Source organism: Niabella drilacis (genome assembly GCF_900101395.1).
Lineage (GTDB): Bacteria > Bacteroidota > Bacteroidia > Chitinophagales > Chitinophagaceae > Niabella > Niabella drilacis.
Window position 1 is genome coordinate 125367 of sequence record NZ_FMZO01000004.1, and the last position, 17648, is coordinate 143014.

Here is a 17648-nt window from a genome sequence, read left to right on the forward strand (position 1 = left end):
CTGCGAAGGAAAGTTCTCGCAGATTCCACAGATCGGCACAGATTTAAAATGTCAATAGTATCTGTGAAAATCTGCGCTATCTGTGAGCGATGGAAAACAGGCTTGCCAGATGAGAGGCCGTTTATCGTTGCTTATTATCGCTCCAATACCGCGTTTTAGAATCTATACATTACCTTAGCAGAATGGAGAAAAAGTTATTTCTGTTAGACGCGTATGCGCTTGTTTTCCGTGCCTATTATGCACTCATTCGCAGTCCCCGGATTACCAGTAAGAATAAAAACACCAATGCCCAGTTTGGGTTTACCAATACCCTGGTGGAACTGATCAACAAACAAAAGCCTTCCCATATGGCTGTTTGCTTTGATACACATGCCCTTACGGAACGTCATACAGATTTTGCCGATTATAAAGCCAACCGCCAGGAGACGCCCGAGGATATTTTGATTGCAGTACCGGATATCAAGCGGATCATAAAAGGATTTAACATACCGGTGATCGAATCGGACGGGTATGAGGCGGATGACATCATTGGTACTTTAAGCAGGCAGGCGGCAGCGCAGGGCTACGATGTATTTATGGTGACCCCCGACAAAGATTATGGTCAGCTGGTAAGCGATAAAATAAAGATCTATAAGCCCGGTTACCAGGGAGGCGATGTGGAGATCATGGGACCGGAGGAGGTCTGCGCCAAATGGAATATAAAAGATGTATCACAGGTGATTGATGTGCTGGGACTGATGGGAGATGCGGTAGACAATATACCCGGGATTGCCGGTGTGGGAGAGAAAACGGCCGCCAAGCTGCTGGCAGAATATGAGACCCTGGAGAATGTGGTGGCTAACGCCGAAAATATAAAGGGCGCTCTTGGCCGGAAGGTGCAGGAGGGAAAGGAGATGGCGATCCTTTCGAAAAAGCTGGCTACCATCATTACAACAGTGCCGGTTGCTTTTCATGAAGAAGATTTCCTGGTGAAGGATTGGAACAACGAAGCGCTGAAAGAGATCTTCGGGGAGCTTGAATTCCGGACACTGGCCAAACGCCTGCTGGGAGAGGAATCGGGAGAAGCAGCGCCGGCCTCTGCAGCCAAAACACAGGCTGGAAAAGGGGTACAGATCGACCTGTTTGGCAATGTGATCGGGGGGGGCGACATTACGGAAGCGGAGGGCGAAGAACCGTCACCGGAGGTTTCAACATTAAAGACCATCAGGGACACGCAGCCGGATTATAAGGCCGTTGTGGGTGAAGCTGCTATCAGGGAACTGGTTGATGCGCTGCTGCCGGTAACGGAAGTGTGTTTTGATACAGAAACCACCAATATCGACGCAAATCTTGCCGAACTGGTGGGTATGAGCTTTTCCGTTAAAGCCGGAACCGGATATTATATTCCCTGCCCGGCTGACCGGGGCGAAACAAAAAAAATACTGGATTTGCTGGCCCCTCTATTTGAGGATGAACAGAAATTATGGATCGGCCAGAACTTAAAATACGATCTGCTGGTATTAAAATGGTATGGGGTAGAACCCAAAGGGAATATCTTCGATACGATGCTGGCACATTATGTTATTGAGCCCGATGGCAAACGGAGTATGGACCAGCTGAGCGCCAGATACCTGGGATATGAACCGATCCATATCGAAGAACTGATCGGGAAGAAAGGGAAGACCCAGGGTACGATGCGTGATGTGGAGATCGACAAGATAAAAGATTATGCAACGGAGGATGCAGATATCACCTTCCAGCTAAAAGAAGTATTTCAGCCGATGCTGGAAAAACGGCAGGTGCAAAAGGTTTTTGAAGAAGTCGAAAACCCGCTGGTGCGGGTGCTGACCGATATGGAATTTGAAGGAGTCCGTATTGATGAAGAGTTTTTGAAAAACTATTCAAAAGAGCTGGAAAAGGACGCCGCTGAAGCAGAAAAGAACGTATTTGAAAGTGCGGGTGTCAGATTTAACCTGGCCTCTCCAAAACAACTGGGCGAAATATTGTTTGAACGGCTGAAGCTGGACAGCTCAGCAAGGAAAACAAAAACCGGTCAGTACCAGACCGGTGAAGATGTTTTATTGAAGCTGGCGGCAAAGGGACATGCGATCGCCGATCAGATCATTGCTTTCCGGGAGCTGACCAAACTGCGTTCTACCTATGTGGATGCCCTTCCGCAGCTGATCAATCCCAAAACAGGGCGGGTGCATACTACGTATGGGCAGGCGGTTGCGGTTACGGGCCGGCTGGCCAGTAATAACCCCAATCTTCAGAACATACCGGTACGAACCGAACGGGGCAAAGAGATCCGCAAAGCCTTTATTCCGCGTGATGAACGGCATATATTGTTGTCGGCCGACTATTCACAGATCGAACTCCGGATCGTGGCGGCTATGAGCGGGGATGCAAATATGGTCAATGCCTTTAAACAGGGTACTGATATTCATACAGCAACCGCGTCTAAAGTATTTAATGTAGAAATGGATGCGGTTACCAAAGAGATGCGCTATAAATCAAAGAGCGTGAATTTCGGGATCATTTATGGCCAGGGTGCCTTTGGCCTGGCGGATAACCTGGGCATTTCCAGGACCGAAGCCAAGGGCATCATCGACAGCTATAAAAAGGAATTCTCCGGTATTCAGCGGTATATGGATGATACGATCAATTTTGCCCGGGAACACGGTTACGTACAAACCCTGATGGGGCGTAAACGCTGGCTGAAGGATATCAATTCCTCCAATTTCACAGTCCGGGGTTTTGCAGAACGCAACGCCATTAACTCACCCATCCAGGGAACCGCGGCCGATATGATCAAGCTGGCCATGCAAAAGGTAGCTGCGGCTATGAAAAAGGCAGGGTTCAAAAGCCGGATGATCCTGCAGGTGCATGATGAGCTGATCTTTGATGCACTAAAAGAAGAAGTACAGGAGCTTAAGCCCCTGGTCATTGAAAATATGCAGGCAGCGCTGCCCCTGCCTTTTGAAGTTCCGGTGATCGCAGAGTGCGGGGAAGGGAGCAACTGGCTGGAGGCGCATTGACCCGGATGAAGACCGGTTGGCTGATTAACCGGCTGGAGAACAACCAGTGTGTTTAAATGCCCCATCCCTGATTATTGACAAAATAGACTATTTTTAAGGTTTAAACTACGTCTTATGACCACCCTGTTGAACAGAGCTACACTGATTGCAATTCTATTTTCTATCGCACTGGTTGCCTGCCGGAAAAATGATAAACCCGCCCCGCCAGAGCCCCCCAAGCCCGAGCCTCCGGCCCCTGTGGCAATACCCAGCGTCAATGATTCAATGTATTTTCTTTTTAAGGATCAGTATCTGTGGAATGATGTGATCCCTGATTCCGCGACTTTTAAACCCAACAGCTACGCGAAAACCGAGGATATGTTTGATGCGCTGACCAGGTTTAAAAAACAGAACGGTAAAAACATGGATAAATACAGCTTCCTGGATGACGGGACTGTTGCCGAGGAGATCGGAGGCATTTCCGGAGGCTTTGGAATGAATGTGAGCTACAATGAGCTGAATGACCTGCGTGTGGTATCGGTTTATCCCGGTTCTCCCGCTTACCAGCAGGGCATCCGCCGTGCCTGGCGGATCATCGCCATCAATGGTGATGCAAACCTGACCTATGACGGTGATCAGGTAAAAGGACCGGGAACCACAATTGCGCGGATCGTTAAAGCGATTTATCAAAGCGAACAAACCAGCCTGACCCTGCAAAAGCCGGATGGCAGCTCGGACACCACCGTGACTGTTAATGCCGCTAAATTTGAGATCAACCCTGTTTTATACAGCAATATCCTGAACCTGTCCGGAAGAAAAGTGGGATATTTTGTGTTTAACCAGTTTATTGATCTGACCAAGGCACAGCCCTATATTGACCCGGTATTTGATAATTTTATCGCCAAGGGTATTACCGATCTTATTGTGGACCTGCGGTATAACGGAGGCGGTTCTGCCGAAACAACCGAATACCTGGCGAATCTTATTGCACCGGTTTCTGTGGGTACCAATGGTCAAAACCTGATGTATAAAGAGCATTTCAATGCTCAAATGACCAATCACCAGTACAGCAACTATCTCAGGACAAGGCTGATACCGGGATACACGAATTCATGGAGCGATCTGTTTGACCTTTGGGTGGCCTATGCTTCTACCTATTTTTCGAAGAAAAAAACGTTGAACCTGGCCAATATTGCCTTTATTGGCACCGGTCAAACAGCATCTGCCAGTGAGTTGCTGATCAATGTGCTGCGTCCTTACATGGGAGTAAAACTGGTAGGCGACACTACCTATGGCAAACCCGTGGGATTTGTAACGGGTATGCATATTGGAAAATTTGATATGTACGCTATCTCCATCTGGGCCAAGAACAAGGATAATTACGGTGATTATTTTGATGGGATGATCCCGGATGATGCAGCTGCTGTGGCCGGAAAGGATGAACGGTTTGAGGATCTTTCCAAAGAATGGGGCAGTACCGATGAGGTATACCTGCGCCGGGCATTAAATGTGCTGGGCATACCGCAGCCGGCGCTCCTCAGGAGCCGCATGGCTATTGCAGGGCCGGGCAGCAGTAAACTGATGTTCCGGAACTCCATACCGGATATGCATTTTAAAGGAATGGTTGGAACCCGGAAAAAAAGCCGCTATTAAGCTATGCAGGCGGATAAAGGTTTTGTAATGGGGGCGGATCAGATCCACCCCTTTTTTACAGCGGTGAGCACCAGTCCCACCCTGTTTCTTACATCCAGTTTTTCCATAATGCTGGTGGCATAGCTCTCCACGGTGCGGGCACTCAGGAAGACCGACGCGGCAATTTCCTTATAAGTGGAATCTGAACAAAGCCAGGGGATCAGCTCGCGTTCCTTGGCACTTAGCTCCTGCTGCGTTACTTCCTTCCTGATATAATCATTGGCCAGGGCCTTACTCACTTTGGCATCATAAAAAATACCATCTTTTACAATCGTATTGAGTGCGTGGGCCAGTTCCTTCTGCTGGATGCTCTTCAGCAGGTAGCCTTTTGCTCCGGAGCGGATCATTTTGATGATCTTTTCATCATCGTCCTGCATGCTCAGGGCCAGTACAATCACTTCGGGGTGCTGTTCCGTCAGCCATTTTGCCACAGTGTATCCATCCATTACAGGCATCTGCACATCCAGGATCACCAGGTCCGGTATATTTTTGGCCTGATTAAAGCGTTCGATCATTTCAGGACCGCTGCTGCAAACATACAATACATCAAAATTGGGGATGGAGCTGATCATGGTTGACAGGGCCTGGGCGATCAGGATATGATCATCAACAATGACAATACTATGCCTCATGGTCGGATATTTTGTTTAAAGGTAATGAAATGTACAGGCGGGTGCCATTCCTGCACTCCCATTGAAAGCTGGCACCGATACTCTGGATCCGGCGTTCAATGGATTTGAGCCCGCTGCCGCCGCTTATGCGATAACGGGCTACCTGGTCCCAGTTGATCCCCTTGCCATTATCCGCACAGGTGATTTTCAGCGCCGCTGCGGTCAGCGTAACGTGGATCTCGATAGCCGTTCCACCACTGTGCTTTAAGCTGTTCTGGATGAATTCCTGGCAAATGCGTACAATAGACAGGTTGATATGCTCATTCAGGAAATCAAATGTGTCCCGCGGGCTTGTAAAAAATGTCTGGCAAAGCCCCGTTTCGTTGATCCGGGCCATTTCCTTTTTCAGGTAATGCACAAAGCTGAAGTCGGTGAAATTTTGCGTAGTGAGCATTTTGCTGATGCTGCGCAGCTCATTCAATGATTCCTGGATCAATACGTTCTGCGCCGCGATCCTTTTTTTTATGTCGCCGATATCATCGGACATGAGGGTATTTTCCATCTGCAGATAGGTCAGGGTGAGCTTTTGACCGATCGTATCGTGCAGTTCACTGCCAATGTTCTGCATCAGCTTCTGCTGTACCTCCTGCCGTGTTTCCAGCAGTTCCTGTTTATGCAGGATGGCATTGGCTTCCCGCTCTCTTTTGTAAAGGATATTGCGCCTGCGGATGCTGATAATGATAAAATAAACCGCCATTACGAGCAGCAATACGGTTAAAATCACCGACAGGAAAAAAACGTTTATTTCTTTTTCGCCCATAGGAATCCAAAGATTATAATGCCATATAGAAAATAATTAAAGGCAAAGAACAGGTAGTAGTAAATATAAAACAGCCGGGGATAGGTATCAAACAGGTAAAACTTTGTAATATTATAGGGAAGGGTACCCAGGTAAAATAACAGGAGCCCGATCGATACATACATAAACGGGTCCCGCGTTACTTCTTCTATTTCCTCGCTGTTCATCAGCTCAAACAAATAATGAAGACTACAGGCCGAAATAAAAATGGCTTCCAGCGTATAGTTGAAGATATTGAACCGGTTTACGTCGCTTACAAAAAACTGCAGCAGGGTAATGAACAGCACCATGCTGATAAACCCCTGTATGGCATGTTTCCAGTACGCCAGGCCCGTTTTCCTGTAAAAGAACAGGAGGAGGAACGTGCATTGCACCGGCAGCATGCAATTGTACCATAAATTCGTAAAGTTGATCAATACATCCGGATGCAGGAAGATACGCGCGAAGTATACCGCGGTTTCCGCGATCACCACGGAAGTGAGGAACCCAACGATCAAAGTTCCACTCCGGCCTCCCTTCCGCAGGAAAAATAATCCCGTTAAAAAACCGGCCCACTCTAAAACGATCAGGATATAGAAAAACGTCATTTTACAAGCGTTAGAAAGAACCCTCGTCCAGGCCGGGAGGAGGACATGCACCGCCCTGGTTTAAGCCGACGGCCACACTACCCGAAGGAGGCGCCGGAAGAAAACCCATGGTAGTTACTGTTCTTCGGGTTTGCGCCGGTGCCAGCAAAGTGTGAAGCTGTTTTCCCTGACCGGGAATTTCGCCGGAAGGTAAAAAGTCATGGTATGCAGCCGTTTGCCGGTCCTTGTAAGCGGGCACCAGGATGAGGGTATGCCGGCCTTTAAGGCTGTTATAATCTGCCTTCTGGCGTTCGAGCCCGGGATAAGCGGCATCATAGATCTTGATCCCCAGTTCGGAGCTGGCTACTTTTGTGCCATCCGGTTTTACCAGCTTCCCGTTCCGGACCAGCTCATCCATCGTATATACCAGTTTTTTAATACTATCTAATGAAAAGGTGGTCAGGCGCGAATCCCAGAATGTTGTTTTCATGCTGTCCGGGTTATTACCCAGGTACCGGTTGAGTCCTTCTGTGATATATTGGTACTGGAACTGCCGGAAGGTTTTCGTCATTTCCAGCGCTTTGTCGAGGTGCACATAGTTCAGCTGGATATCGGCCGGGTTTACGCTGCCCTCGGATACAAAGAAGCGGGTATCATTAATGCCGGCTTCCCGCAGTTTCCGGTTTTCTAAAAACAGGTAAATCAGACCGGCAAGCATGACCAGGAAAAGCAAAAAGGAGGGAAATCGTTTCATAAAAAAGGGTTTTAGTTTTTATTGTTTGTGTATGGCGGTATAAATCTATATTCAAATGCTGATGATAAAAAATTAGTTTATCCATAAACAGGTGATCGATTTGCAAGGGGCTTTAGATCAACAAAATAGGATCGCCTTTTGATAAAACCGGCAGAAAAGTCATCCGTAAAAATACGGTAATCAAAAGAGGGGAAGTCCCCCTGAAATTGGGTATTTATTACATAGGCAGGGGCCGGATGCTGTTGCATCTTTGTAATGCAATACAGGAACAGTAAGCGATTTGCAATATCAGATTAAAAAAATCAAACATCATAAGCAAGCAATCATAGAACTGGCCACTGAAAAACACAATCAATCAACATACATGTCCTGACTTATCGGAAATTCAGTCAACAGCTAAACGCTAAAAACTCCAACGGGTCATCCTGCAAATAAAGGATGGCCCTTTTTTTGATGGTGATGGAAGGCGATAAAATACTTTGGAGAAGCCTGTATTAAAGGTTAAATTGCAAGAGCCGGTATTTTTTGAGATGCCTTAACATTTCATTGTTTACTTTTATTTTTTGTTTATCACCAGATTTGTACCACTCATGACAAAACCAGCACAACCTCAGGGCGCTTTTTCATTTCTGGATGAAGTGGAAAAAGTAGAACCCACACCCAAGCCCAAAAAGAACATATTGCGGCCTCCTGCAACGATTGAGCTGGAGGAGCCGGATGAGGAGCATGCATCACCGGTACCGGACGAAACCGCAATGGTGGCCGAAGAACGGGAATTGCCGGAAGATGCGGTGATAACGGCGGATGAAGATCCGGACGTGGAGGAAGACCTGGAAGAAACGGATACAGGCGAAAAAAATAACGACCTACCGGAACGCCGCCCTCCGGGTACCAGGGGCCGGAGATCTGTACGGGAGAACAGTATTGCGGCAGACGCCGTGGAAATGCCGGATGAAGAGTTGTTGTTTAAAAAACATTATTACAGTATGGGTGAAGTGACGGCGATGTTCAAGGAAAGTCATTCACTGATCCGGTACTGGGAATCTGAATTTGATATTTTAAAGCCCAAGAAGAATGGCAAAGGCGATCGCTTTTTCCGGCCGCAGGATGTAAAGAATCTTTTCCTGATCTATGATCTGTTGCGCCGGAGGAAATTTACCATTGAGGGGGCTAAGGAATATTTGAAAAATCATAAAAAGGCGGATGAAAAGTTTGCGGCTGTGCAATCGCTGCAGCGGATCAGAAATTTCCTCCTCGAACTTAAAGCCGGTATTTAATGATAGTAAAGGGTTCGTAAAAACGGACCTTTTTATTTTTACAACAGAAGCGGTGATTTTTTTGTTGTAGTACAACGTTGATGCGGGGAACGTACGTCCCTGTATTATGAAATTGAAGCATGCATGAAGAAAATAATTTTAGCTGTAGGGTTCTGTTGCTTTTTAGTGGCTGGCCATGCGCAACAGTATGAGGTAACCGTAGATGATCATAATGGAAAACAGGAGAAAATGTACCGGGGCCATATTACGGATAGCCTGTTAAAGGCAGATACGGCTTTTAAATGGTTTGAAGAGGGGGAAAAGATTTATGAACCCCGTCCCGAGGTCGTAAAGACGGTAAAGAAAAACAGAACGCAGATCTGGTTTAAAGTATTTATGGGTACCTGGTGCCCCGATTCGCATTATGTGATCCCCCGTTTTTACAAGATACTGGAGGAAGCCGGCTTTGATAAGGGCCGGGTATCCCTGCTGGCGGTGGACCGCAGTAAGAAAGACAAAACAAAACTTGCCGAAAACCTGAATGTGACCCGTGTGCCTACCATCATTGTGTACCACTATGATACAGAACTGGGGCGCGTGGTAGAATATGGAGAAACCGGCAGGTTTGATACGGAACTGGCCGATATCATAAAAAAGGCGAAATAAAAGCCGCCGTTTTTCATGTTCGGCTGCATTGCAGCATCTACTGTGTTTGCCACGGATGCACTGCTCCGAACATTCAGCATACAGAAGGCTCCGGGCTTTTGGATTGAAACTGATCGAAGAGCAAAATGGGATAACACTTAGTGTTTCTGTGTTTCAGGGGTATCGTCGTCCCTTACGATCTTGATATCGCTTACGCTCTGGGCGGTAGCAATATTGAGCTGCTCCATCAGGGCCAGCACCTTGAGGGTATTACGCTCCCTTATGATGCTGTATTCCCGTGCATTTGCGCCCGTAAAATATTCACAATTGATCAGGATCGCATTGGCTGTAATACCGGTCACAAAAGCAGAGGACGAAAGAATGTCTTCGCCGCTCAGGATCTGGCGGATGCCACTCAACAGATTTTCGATAGCCCCGGCGCTGGTGGAGGATGAAAGCTCCAGCCTGAGTTCGGCTCTGCGTTGTACCCGGTTCGACTGGTTATCAAGAACGCTGTCTACCATTTGCTTATTAGGTACTGTAATAAAGGATTTATCGTCTGAACGGATACGGGTGCTCCGTAAACCTATTTTTTCAACTACTCCGGAAACGGCATTGATCTTTACAGCGTCGCCCGTGGCAAAAGGTTTATCGAAGAAAATGATAAAGGAGGCGATCAGGTTTTCCAGGCTTTCTTTTAATGCAAGCGCCACGGCTGCGCCAACAATGCTCAGACCTGTGAGCAGGCCTTTTATATCATAGTTGAATGTGTATTTGAGTATAAAGAGCAGACCAACAAGGGCTACCAAAACTTTGATCAGGTCTTTAAAAAAGAAGACCAGCTGATGGGTTCCCTGCCCTGCCTGCTCCTTCATATAAATGCCCTGCACCATCAGCATTACAAAGTCGATCATTTTTATGATGAACTGGAAAAAGCTAAAAATGATGAGGAAGGTTCCTGTCATCCGCAACAGTTCCCGGAGGGTGATCTTATAAAGGCTGAACTCCAGTTCTGAAGGAAGGTTCAGCTTATCCAGGGCGGTTACAGTGATCAGTACTGCAAAGAAAAGCCCCAGGGGTTTGGCTGCCAGTGACCGGAAGGCAGGGAAGTCAATATTCTTCCACCGGATCTTTAGTATTTTAAAAAAGGCCAGCGCCAGGTAATGGGCAATGTATTTTTTAAATAGTACAACAACAAGGATCGTGGTTCCTACTACGATGTAGGCCCTTACCGAATTATTAAAGTAGACCTGGTCTAAGAACGCATTCATGGGGCAAAAGTAAAAAATTAAAACCGGGCTTACTGTTAAAACCGGCAGGAATAAATGGAAATACCCGCTGCATCCAGCGTATACAAAAAGCCTTCTTCAAAAATGTACTGCTGCTTGTTTTTGAGCGGGCCGGGGATGGGCCACTCTTCAAACTTCAGTGAATAAAGGGTGTAGCGGTAAAACCGGTCGTTATCATTACCATAAATATATTTATCTGTAATGCGAAGATTGCGCCAGTGGGTAATAGCGATCTTTCCCTTATAAGCGCCGTAGTAGTCAAAAGTGTAAATACCACGGGCAGAGTCATAAATATAGACCTGTTTGTTCCGGTCTATGATCTGCTGTGGTGCCGGTGTTTCATTGAAGAGCTGCCGGAAGTCCGGCGTTCTGGACAGGATACTGCCCTTGTCGTCGATCTTTTTTAACACGTTCTCCATATTATCGTACAACCAGATTTTGCCATCGTAAGAGAGTCCCACCGCTTCTGCATTAAAGATCTGCTGCCGGCGCAGATCAATACTATTGACCGGCGTAAGCAGCCTGTCCAGCATTACAAGGGTGGCAAAGTTCCGGTAATACAAAAGCACCCTCAGGGGGTTTGATACATCCAGCAAGGAAGGCTGTCCCAGTTTTTTAACGTTGTTGTATACTGCTACTGAGTCCCCGTTTTCATTCAGTTTTTTCAGTTGGTTGTTGGTACTCAACAGGTAAATGCTTTCAAGGTTATCAATGGCTACCATGGTGTAACTTCCGGGCAGGGTCCTGATTTTTTCAGTTACCAGCTGGCCGCTCCCGGCTTTTACCAGGAAGGTCAGGAACAGCAATATAGAGGTGCGGAGCCTCATCTGCGGATTATTTTTTCTTCTTTGTTTAAATAGGAAACCAGCTGCACATCGTTGCCGTCAAAGACCGCATAGGTGAAAAAGCTGATCCAGTCCCCCAGGTTGATGTAGCGGCTGGTAGCTGTAAGACGAAAATCGATGGGCAGGTGCCGGTGCCCGAAAATAAAAAAATCGTAATGTTTTTTTTGCAGCTGTTCCCTGCAATAGGTAATGAGCCACTCGCGGTCTTCTCCCAGGAATACTTCTTCGCTGCTGCCGGTCTTTGCCCGGCTTTTACGGCTCATGTAGTTGGCCACGCCAATGCCGATCATTGGTGGTAAAATTCCGAACAGCCATTGGCAAACGGGGTTGCGGAACACTTTTTTTAACCTTTTATAGCCATGATCTCCCGGACCCAGGCCGTCTCCATGACCAACCAGGAAATTTTTGTCGTTCCATTCAAAGGCCCTCGGCTCAAAATAAACGGGCATTTTCAGCTCCTGCTGAAAATAATCCTTCATCCACATGTCGTGATTACCAACAAAAAAATGGAGCCGGATACCCCGGTCGGCCAGTTCGGCCAGTTTTCCTAAAATACGCACATAACCCCTGGGTACCACATGGCGGTACTCATACCAAAAGTCGAACATATCACCCACAATAAAAATTTCAGCTGCTTTTTCTTTTATTTCCTCCAGGAAACGGACGAGCAATTTTTCCCGCTCCAGGCTGGATTCATAGGTGGGAACACCCAGGTGAAAATCAGAAAGAAAATAGATATTTTTACCCGCTTGCAAAATAGGACTCGAATTTGAGCAAAGGTAACTATAAAGAATACAGAATGTAAAATAACGAACGCAAAATGAGGGAAGAACGGGCTGTGGTTACTTTCTGTCTTTCAGGTACTGCAATACATCGCCGGACTCTATGACCGGTTTGTCTTCAATTTCCTGATTAAACCAGTATACCCATGCCTGGATTTGTTCTTCGTTATAGCGGACCATTGCCAGCGCTCTTTTATAGTCGGCTGTTTCGCCGGCTTCAGGATTCAATCCCTCGTACCCATCCAGTTGAGCAATGGCATAAGACAGCTGATGGTTATTGCGTATTTTGTATAGTTCACCGATGATCATACGGCCACTATGGTCGGGCAGGGCAGCGGGATAGTCACCAAGGTCATACAGGGTGCCCTGGGCTGTGGCAGGTCCCTGCAATTCAAAATACCGGGCAATGTATTCATAAGCGGGGCTTTTGAACCCGCTTAATAAGGAACCGTACACAAAAAGATAATTGCTTTGCATATAAAGGCGCTATTCAGAGGTGTCGTCAATTAAAAAAACAAATACTTCTTTGGGGCCGTGCACACCTACCACAAGGGTTTTCTCAATATCTGCCGTACGGCTGGGCCCGGTGGCAAAAGTAATGAGAGAGGGAAGTGCAGTACCATAGCGTTCCCTGATCCCCTCCAGTGCGTCTTTTATATCAAAGACCAGCTGACTGGTATATGCGATACAAACGTGCACCGGTGCGTAAACACTGGTTTTGCGGCCACTTAATTGTGCGGCGCTCATTACAATACTTCCGGTGCGGGCTACAAGGTATTCACAACCGGTAATGGCCACGTCGCAGTTGGCAAGGTCGGCCGGGTTGCTGCTGATATCAAGTTGCTGGCCTATGAGCACGGCCAGCTCCGGCTCCTGGCAGTAGATCTTTTGCCAGCCCGCTTTAAAGAGCAGGTCATTGAACTGACTTACCAGCTCTTTCCTGCTCAAACAAAAAGCAAATTGCCCCTGGAGGGCGGTAAAACGTTCCGCAAATTCAATTTCCAGCTCCTGGTGCAGTGGCTGAAAAACCAGTGACTGACCCTCACTTTTTGGAAAAGGAATAGGGGTAGGCTGACTCAGCGCTTCCCGGATCTTTTTTAAAATACTATCTTTTGAGGATCTGATCACTGTGCGAATTTAATCATTTAGGAAACGTAGATGCAGGATTCCGCTTACAATATTTTGAGAAGGAGACTTAGCACGGTTTCTGCTGTAGTGTAGTACTTAAGCAACAAATAAAACAGTATGAAACGCCTTTTTTTTGCTTTAAGGGGCCTCTTGTTTTTAACGCAAAGGATCGTGTTGAGGTGAGCAGGATCCTGACCTGTGGTTAAGTTTTAAGTACCCGCGGGCATTCCGGTCCCTTATATTTTAGTGCTATGTGGCAGGTTGATGAAGGAGCACAACATAATTTGACAATGCCTGTGCTGCAGCGGCTACCCCGTATGATGGTTCTGGTCCTGCCAAAAAAAAACGCTGCTCCTTTGTGAGGAACAGCGCATATAATGTATCTGCCGGGCGTTTAGTTGGCCGTAGGATTTGGATTTGTAGGAGGTACGCCTCCGGGTACCGGCTCAATAGGTACCACCGGCGGTTCATCTGCCAGCAGCTTTTTTTCCTCGAAGGGGCGTTTGCCGATCAGGTTTTCCACGTCAGCCTGGAACAATACTTCTTTTTCCAGGAGCGCTTTTGCAATGATCTCCACCTGCTCTTTCTTTTCTGTTAAAAGCGCTACGGTTTTATCATAGCATTCGGCGATGATGGCCCGCACTTCTTCGTCGATCAGTTTGGAAGTTTCTTCACTGTACGGCTTGGTAAAGGAAGTATCCTGGTGCGGATTGTAGAAGCTTACATTTCCTACCTTTTTGCTCATGCCATATACCGTTACCATCGAGTAGGCGATCTGGGTAACATTTTCCAGGTCGCTTCCGGCGCCGGTGGATATTTTGCCAAAGAAGATCTGCTCGCTTACGCGGCCACCCAGTGCCATACACATACGATGGATCAGGTCTTCCGTCCGGTACAGGTATTGCTCCTTGGGGGTATACTGTGCATATCCCAGGGCTGCTGTCCCTCTGGGAACAATGGTTACTTTCAGTAAGGGGTAAGCGTGCTCCAGGAACCATCCTGCTACAGCATGGCCTGCCTCATGGTAGGCGATCACTTCTTTTTCATGAGGGGCAATGATCTTGTTTTTCTTTTCCAGCCCGCCAATCACCCGGTCAATAGCATCCTGGAAGTCGGCCATATCTACCCCGGTCTTATTTTTACGGGCGGCTATCAATGCCGCTTCATTACAAACATTGGCAATATCTGCTCCGGCAAAACCAGGTGTTTGTTCTGCCAGTTTATGAATGTCCAGGGATTCAGAGGTCTTTATTTCTTTTAAGTGTACTTTAAAAATGGCTTCGCGGCCGGCAAGGTCCGGCTGGTCGATCGTGATCTGACGATCGAAACGACCCGGGCGCAGCAATGCAGAATCCAGTACATCCGGGCGGTTGGTGGCTGCCAGTACGATGATACCGGTATCTGTACCAAAGCCATCCATTTCCACCAGCATCTGGTTCAGTGTGCTTTCCCGTTCGTCATTGCTCATCATGGCGTTCTTGCCACGGGCCCGGCCAATGGCGTCGATCTCATCAATGAAAATGATACAGGGGGCTTTTTCGCGGGCCTGCTTAAACAGGTCGCGTACGCGGCTGGCGCCCACACCCACAAACATTTCTACAAAGTCGGATCCGCTCAGGCTAAAAAACGGAACCTGGGCTTCCCCGGCCATGGCTTTGGCTAAAAGGGTTTTACCGGTTCCGGGAGGGCCTACCAGCAGCGCGCCCTTGGGTATTTTACCACCCAGACTGGTGTATTTTTTGGGGTTCCGTAAAAAGTCAACGATCTCCATCACCTCTACTTTTGCTTCATCGAGCCCTGCTACATCGGCAAACGTAATATTGACACGGGTGCCTTTGTCAAAGAGCGTGGCTTTGGACTTACCGATATTAAAGATACCGCCGGGCCCGGCACCGCCACCGGCACCACCGCCCATTTTACGCATCATGAGGATCCAGACGCCGATCAGCAAAAGGAATGGAAGAATAAAACTGATGGAGCGGCCGATAAAATCACTGTCATTCGTAACTGTTTTCGGAGGCTGAGCCAGCTGGGGATGCTCTTTGTAAAAGTCTTTCATCTGGTCAACAAACTTATCCCCGCTGGTAATTTCAAAAAACATATTGGGATCGTTATTGGCCGGCAGCAGGGTATTGCCACCTTTGCCTTTACCGGTCTCCTGGTATTTGGAAAGACTGTCTTTTTTTATCCAGACTCTTACAACGCTCCGGTTATTTACGATCGCATATTTCTCCACATCTCCTTTTTGAACCATGGACTGGAAAACATCAATATTGATCTCTTTGCTTGAAGATCCGAACGGATCCAGGAATTGCAGGGCCAGCATAATGGCCAGGATGATAATAAATGCCCAATAGCTGCCAAACTTCACTTTTTTGGGTTCATTGCCCCCTCCGTTGCCCGAAGGCTTGGGAGAAAACGGATTATTCCGCTGCTTTTCTTGTCTGTTATAATTGTTTTGAGACATGTTCTGTAATTATGATACTATAAGGCAAATTTTATTGAAATGTTTAAGAGGTATTACTATTTTTCCTTAACTAAGGCTCTTTGTGCTCTTTTGCGCTGCTGTCGCTCCACATTTCCTCCAGATTATAGAATTTGCGTTGTTCTGGCAGCATTATATGAACTACAATGTTTACATAGTCCATCAAAACCCATTGCAGTGTTTGCATTCCTTCCCGCTGGTACACATTTTCACCAGTGGCCTCTTTAACCCGGTACTCTATATTATCAGCGATCGATTTGATCTGAGGGCCGCTGGTAGCCTCGCATATAACAAAAAAATCGGATACGGCTTCCGTTATCTGCCTTAGATCCAATGAAACAATTTGTTCACCTTTTTTTTCCTGGATGGCGGAAATAATCGTCTTGAAAATTTTTGAATTTCTTGTAAGCCTGGCTGTACTTGAAATTTTACGTTTTGTTAGCGATGCTAATGGTTCCAAAAAGAAGAATTTATATTTTTTTTAAACGGAACGACGTCTTTAAAAGGACAGAATTCCTAAACTTATTTTACTTTGTTCAAAAATAGCAAATATTGACGCAAAAAAAGGCAGATCCTCCCCAATTTCCTGCTGTCATTGAATTGCCGCAGGTAGACAGTACCAATAACTATGCCCTTAGCCGGATACGTGAAGGTTTGGCATATCATGGCATGAGCATTTTTGCACATGAGCAGCTGGCAGGAAAGGGACAAAGAGGTAAAAAGTGGGTTACCGCCCCCGGGCAAAGCATACACCTGAGTCTTGCGCTAACACCTAAAAGCCTGAAACTGGATCATTTATTTGCACTGAGTACGCTGGTTGCAGTAGAAACCAGGGCCTTTTTAGCGGACCTGGCGCCCGGGGATTGGTTTATAAAATGGCCGAATGATATTTATTTTCAGGACAGAAAGGCAGTTGGTATGCTGATCGAAAATATCCTGAGCGGACAAAAATGGAAATGGGCTGTGGCCGGGATCGGGATCAATATGAACCAGGATCGCTTCCCGGATGAACTGAAGCAAGCGGTTTCACTTAAACAGGTTACCGGGAAGCATTATGACTGCCTGGAACTGGCAACCGGTTTGGCAGAACGGATTTTTTACCGCTTTAGAGCACTGGAAGCCGGGTTTGAACATTCTTTTCCGGCTGTGCTTGAACAATACAACCGGTTCCTGTTTAAACAGGACCAGGAGGTAACATTCCGGCACGAAGAGGGCACTGTTTTTTCTGCGGTGGTAAGAGCCGTGAATGGGGAAGGGAAGCTGTTACTGGAAGGAGCTCCGAAACCGGTGTATGATTTTGGTGAGCTTGCCTGGCTGGTATCGTAGCCGGAGAAGCGGTTGCCGGTTGTCGGTCATACCTGCCCCTGATCCTTCGGCTTTAATACAAACCGGGCCAGTATGGCCGCATCGTTTTCTGCCGCTCTTGCCTCTTTTTCAAGCGGGTTGTTGTAATACCCGTGCTTGATGGATTGCACCAGGTATTTGAACAAAAATTTCAGTACTCCATACCGCTGGTATTGCTCAATATGTTTTAACTCGTGCCGTACCCAATGTTCATCGGCCAGGAATGCAGGGCTGGTAACACCATACAGATAAATAGTGCGGCCAATGACCATCGCCACATTTTTTGCACGCAATTTCCCGGCGGCCAGCCGGGCGATAAAGGAATTTTCTTTGATACGGAAGTAATTCATACAGTGGGATCTGTGATACCTCAAAAATACAGCGGAAACCCCGCTT

17 protein-coding genes are annotated in these 17648 nt (G+C 47.1%); 5 read left to right on the forward strand and 12 right to left on the reverse strand.

Annotated features, from left to right (window positions below; genetic code table 11):
* Positions 1-182 precede the first annotated feature (182 nt).
* Both polA and BLS44_RS09000 read left to right on the forward strand, forming a co-directional pair.
* Positions 183-3017, forward strand: a complete 2835-nt coding sequence (polA, locus tag BLS44_RS08995; protein WP_090389742.1) for a DNA polymerase I — start codon at positions 183-185, stop codon at positions 3015-3017.
* Positions 3018-3131: 114 nt separating this feature from the next.
* Positions 3132-4649, forward strand: coding sequence for a S41 family peptidase (locus tag BLS44_RS09000; protein WP_090389743.1), 1518 nt, complete (start codon positions 3132-3134; stop codon positions 4647-4649).
* 38 nt (positions 4650-4687) lie between these two features.
* On the opposite strand, the gene BLS44_RS09005 is transcribed toward BLS44_RS09000, so the two are convergent.
* From BLS44_RS09005 to BLS44_RS09020, 4 genes are read right to left on the reverse strand one after another with little or no spacing between them, the layout of a single operon-like run.
* Positions 4688-5320, reverse strand: a complete 633-nt coding sequence (locus tag BLS44_RS09005) for a response regulator transcription factor (protein ID WP_090389744.1) — start codon at positions 5318-5320, stop codon at positions 4688-4690.
* Positions 5310-6119: a sensor histidine kinase gene (locus tag BLS44_RS09010; RefSeq protein ID WP_090389745.1), complete on the reverse strand. Its 810-nt coding sequence runs from the start codon at positions 6117-6119 to the stop codon at positions 5310-5312. The genes BLS44_RS09005 and BLS44_RS09010 overlap by 11 nt, the downstream gene beginning before the upstream one ends.
* On the reverse strand, positions 6101-6745 hold the full coding sequence (locus tag BLS44_RS09015) for a hypothetical protein (protein ID WP_090389746.1): 645 nt from the start codon (positions 6743-6745) through the stop codon (positions 6101-6103). Before BLS44_RS09015 ends, BLS44_RS09010 begins: the two co-directional genes overlap by 19 nt.
* Before the next feature lie 10 nt (positions 6746-6755).
* The gene (locus BLS44_RS09020) at positions 6756-7478 is read right to left on the reverse strand and encodes a hypothetical protein (RefSeq protein WP_090389747.1); all 723 of its coding nucleotides are present in this window, start codon (positions 7476-7478) and stop codon (positions 6756-6758) included.
* 590 nt (positions 7479-8068) lie between these two features.
* Between BLS44_RS09020 and BLS44_RS26490 the strand changes: the two genes are divergently transcribed.
* Both BLS44_RS26490 and BLS44_RS09030 read left to right on the forward strand, forming a co-directional pair.
* On the forward strand, positions 8069-8755 hold the full coding sequence (locus BLS44_RS26490; protein ID WP_176954361.1) for a MerR family transcriptional regulator: 687 nt from the start codon (positions 8069-8071) through the stop codon (positions 8753-8755).
* A 123-nt stretch (positions 8756-8878) separates the two neighbouring features.
* Entirely contained in the window at positions 8879-9400 is a 522-nt protein-coding gene (locus BLS44_RS09030) for a thioredoxin family protein (protein WP_090389748.1), read from the forward strand.
* Between the two features lie 137 nt (positions 9401-9537).
* On the opposite strand, the gene BLS44_RS09035 is transcribed toward BLS44_RS09030, so the two are convergent.
* The 7 genes from BLS44_RS09035 to rsfS form a co-directional block, all read right to left on the reverse strand.
* The gene (locus BLS44_RS09035) at positions 9538-10650 is read right to left on the reverse strand and encodes a mechanosensitive ion channel family protein (RefSeq protein WP_090389749.1); all 1113 of its coding nucleotides are present in this window, start codon (positions 10648-10650) and stop codon (positions 9538-9540) included.
* A 35-nt stretch (positions 10651-10685) separates the two neighbouring features.
* Entirely contained in the window at positions 10686-11495 is an 810-nt protein-coding gene (locus tag BLS44_RS09040; RefSeq protein WP_090389750.1) for a hypothetical protein, read from the reverse strand.
* Positions 11492-12268, reverse strand: a complete 777-nt coding sequence (locus tag BLS44_RS09045) for a UDP-2,3-diacylglucosamine diphosphatase (protein WP_143019709.1) — start codon at positions 12266-12268, stop codon at positions 11492-11494. Before BLS44_RS09045 ends, BLS44_RS09040 begins: the two co-directional genes overlap by 4 nt.
* An 87-nt stretch (positions 12269-12355) precedes the next feature.
* The gene (locus BLS44_RS09050) at positions 12356-12772 is read right to left on the reverse strand and encodes a gamma-glutamylcyclotransferase family protein (RefSeq protein ID WP_090389752.1); all 417 of its coding nucleotides are present in this window, start codon (positions 12770-12772) and stop codon (positions 12356-12358) included.
* A gap of 9 nt (positions 12773-12781) precedes the next feature.
* Positions 12782-13423 carry a LutC/YkgG family protein gene (locus BLS44_RS09055; RefSeq protein WP_090389753.1) on the reverse strand — a complete coding sequence of 214 codons (642 nt, stop codon included), beginning with the start codon at positions 13421-13423 and terminating at the stop codon, positions 12782-12784.
* Positions 13424-13817: 394 nt separating this feature from the next.
* A complete protein-coding gene (gene ftsH / locus BLS44_RS09060) occupies positions 13818-15890 on the reverse strand; it encodes an ATP-dependent zinc metalloprotease FtsH (protein WP_090389754.1) in 2073 nt (690 codons plus the stop codon).
* Positions 15891-15960: 70 nt separating this feature from the next.
* Positions 15961-16368, reverse strand: coding sequence for a ribosome silencing factor (gene rsfS / locus BLS44_RS09065; RefSeq protein WP_090389755.1), 408 nt, complete (start codon positions 16366-16368; stop codon positions 15961-15963).
* A 92-nt stretch (positions 16369-16460) separates the two neighbouring features.
* Between rsfS and BLS44_RS09070 the strand changes: the two genes are divergently transcribed.
* Positions 16461-17234, forward strand: a complete 774-nt coding sequence (locus BLS44_RS09070; RefSeq protein WP_090389756.1) for a biotin--[acetyl-CoA-carboxylase] ligase — start codon at positions 16461-16463, stop codon at positions 17232-17234.
* 26 nt (positions 17235-17260) lie between these two features.
* Here the strand turns inward: BLS44_RS09070 and BLS44_RS09075 are convergent, their stop codons facing one another.
* Complete coding sequence (locus BLS44_RS09075; RefSeq protein WP_090389757.1) at positions 17261-17602, reverse strand: eCIS core domain-containing protein; 342 nt, start codon at positions 17600-17602, stop codon at positions 17261-17263.
* Positions 17603-17648 lie beyond the last annotated feature (46 nt).

Excerpts from the sequence above, each read along its gene's own strand:
- polA (WP_090389742.1), top strand. The coding sequence starts at position 183 with ATGGAGAAAAAGTTATTTCTGTTAGACGCGTATGCGCTTGTTTTCCGT.
- BLS44_RS09000 (WP_090389743.1), top strand. The coding sequence starts at position 3,132 with ATGACCACCCTGTTGAACAGAGCTACACTGATTGCAATTCTATTTTCT.
- BLS44_RS09005 (WP_090389744.1), bottom strand. The coding sequence starts at position 5,320 with ATGAGGCATAGTATTGTCATTGTTGATGATCATATCCTGATCGCCCAG.
- BLS44_RS09010 (WP_090389745.1), bottom strand. The coding sequence starts at position 6,119 with ATGGGCGAAAAAGAAATAAACGTTTTTTTCCTGTCGGTGATTTTAACC.
- BLS44_RS09015 (WP_090389746.1), bottom strand. The coding sequence starts at position 6,745 with ATGACGTTTTTCTATATCCTGATCGTTTTAGAGTGGGCCGGTTTTTTA.
- BLS44_RS09020 (WP_090389747.1), bottom strand. The coding sequence starts at position 7,478 with ATGAAACGATTTCCCTCCTTTTTGCTTTTCCTGGTCATGCTTGCCGGT.
- BLS44_RS26490 (WP_176954361.1), top strand. The coding sequence starts at position 8,069 with ATGACAAAACCAGCACAACCTCAGGGCGCTTTTTCATTTCTGGATGAA.
- BLS44_RS09030 (WP_090389748.1), top strand. The coding sequence starts at position 8,879 with ATGAAGAAAATAATTTTAGCTGTAGGGTTCTGTTGCTTTTTAGTGGCT.
- BLS44_RS09035 (WP_090389749.1), bottom strand. The coding sequence starts at position 10,650 with ATGAATGCGTTCTTAGACCAGGTCTACTTTAATAATTCGGTAAGGGCC.
- BLS44_RS09040 (WP_090389750.1), bottom strand. The coding sequence starts at position 11,495 with ATGAGGCTCCGCACCTCTATATTGCTGTTCCTGACCTTCCTGGTAAAA.
- BLS44_RS09050 (WP_090389752.1), bottom strand. The coding sequence starts at position 12,772 with ATGCAAAGCAATTATCTTTTTGTGTACGGTTCCTTATTAAGCGGGTTC.
- ftsH (WP_090389754.1), bottom strand. The coding sequence starts at position 15,890 with ATGTCTCAAAACAATTATAACAGACAAGAAAAGCAGCGGAATAATCCG.
- BLS44_RS09075 (WP_090389757.1), bottom strand. The coding sequence starts at position 17,602 with ATGAATTACTTCCGTATCAAAGAAAATTCCTTTATCGCCCGGCTGGCC.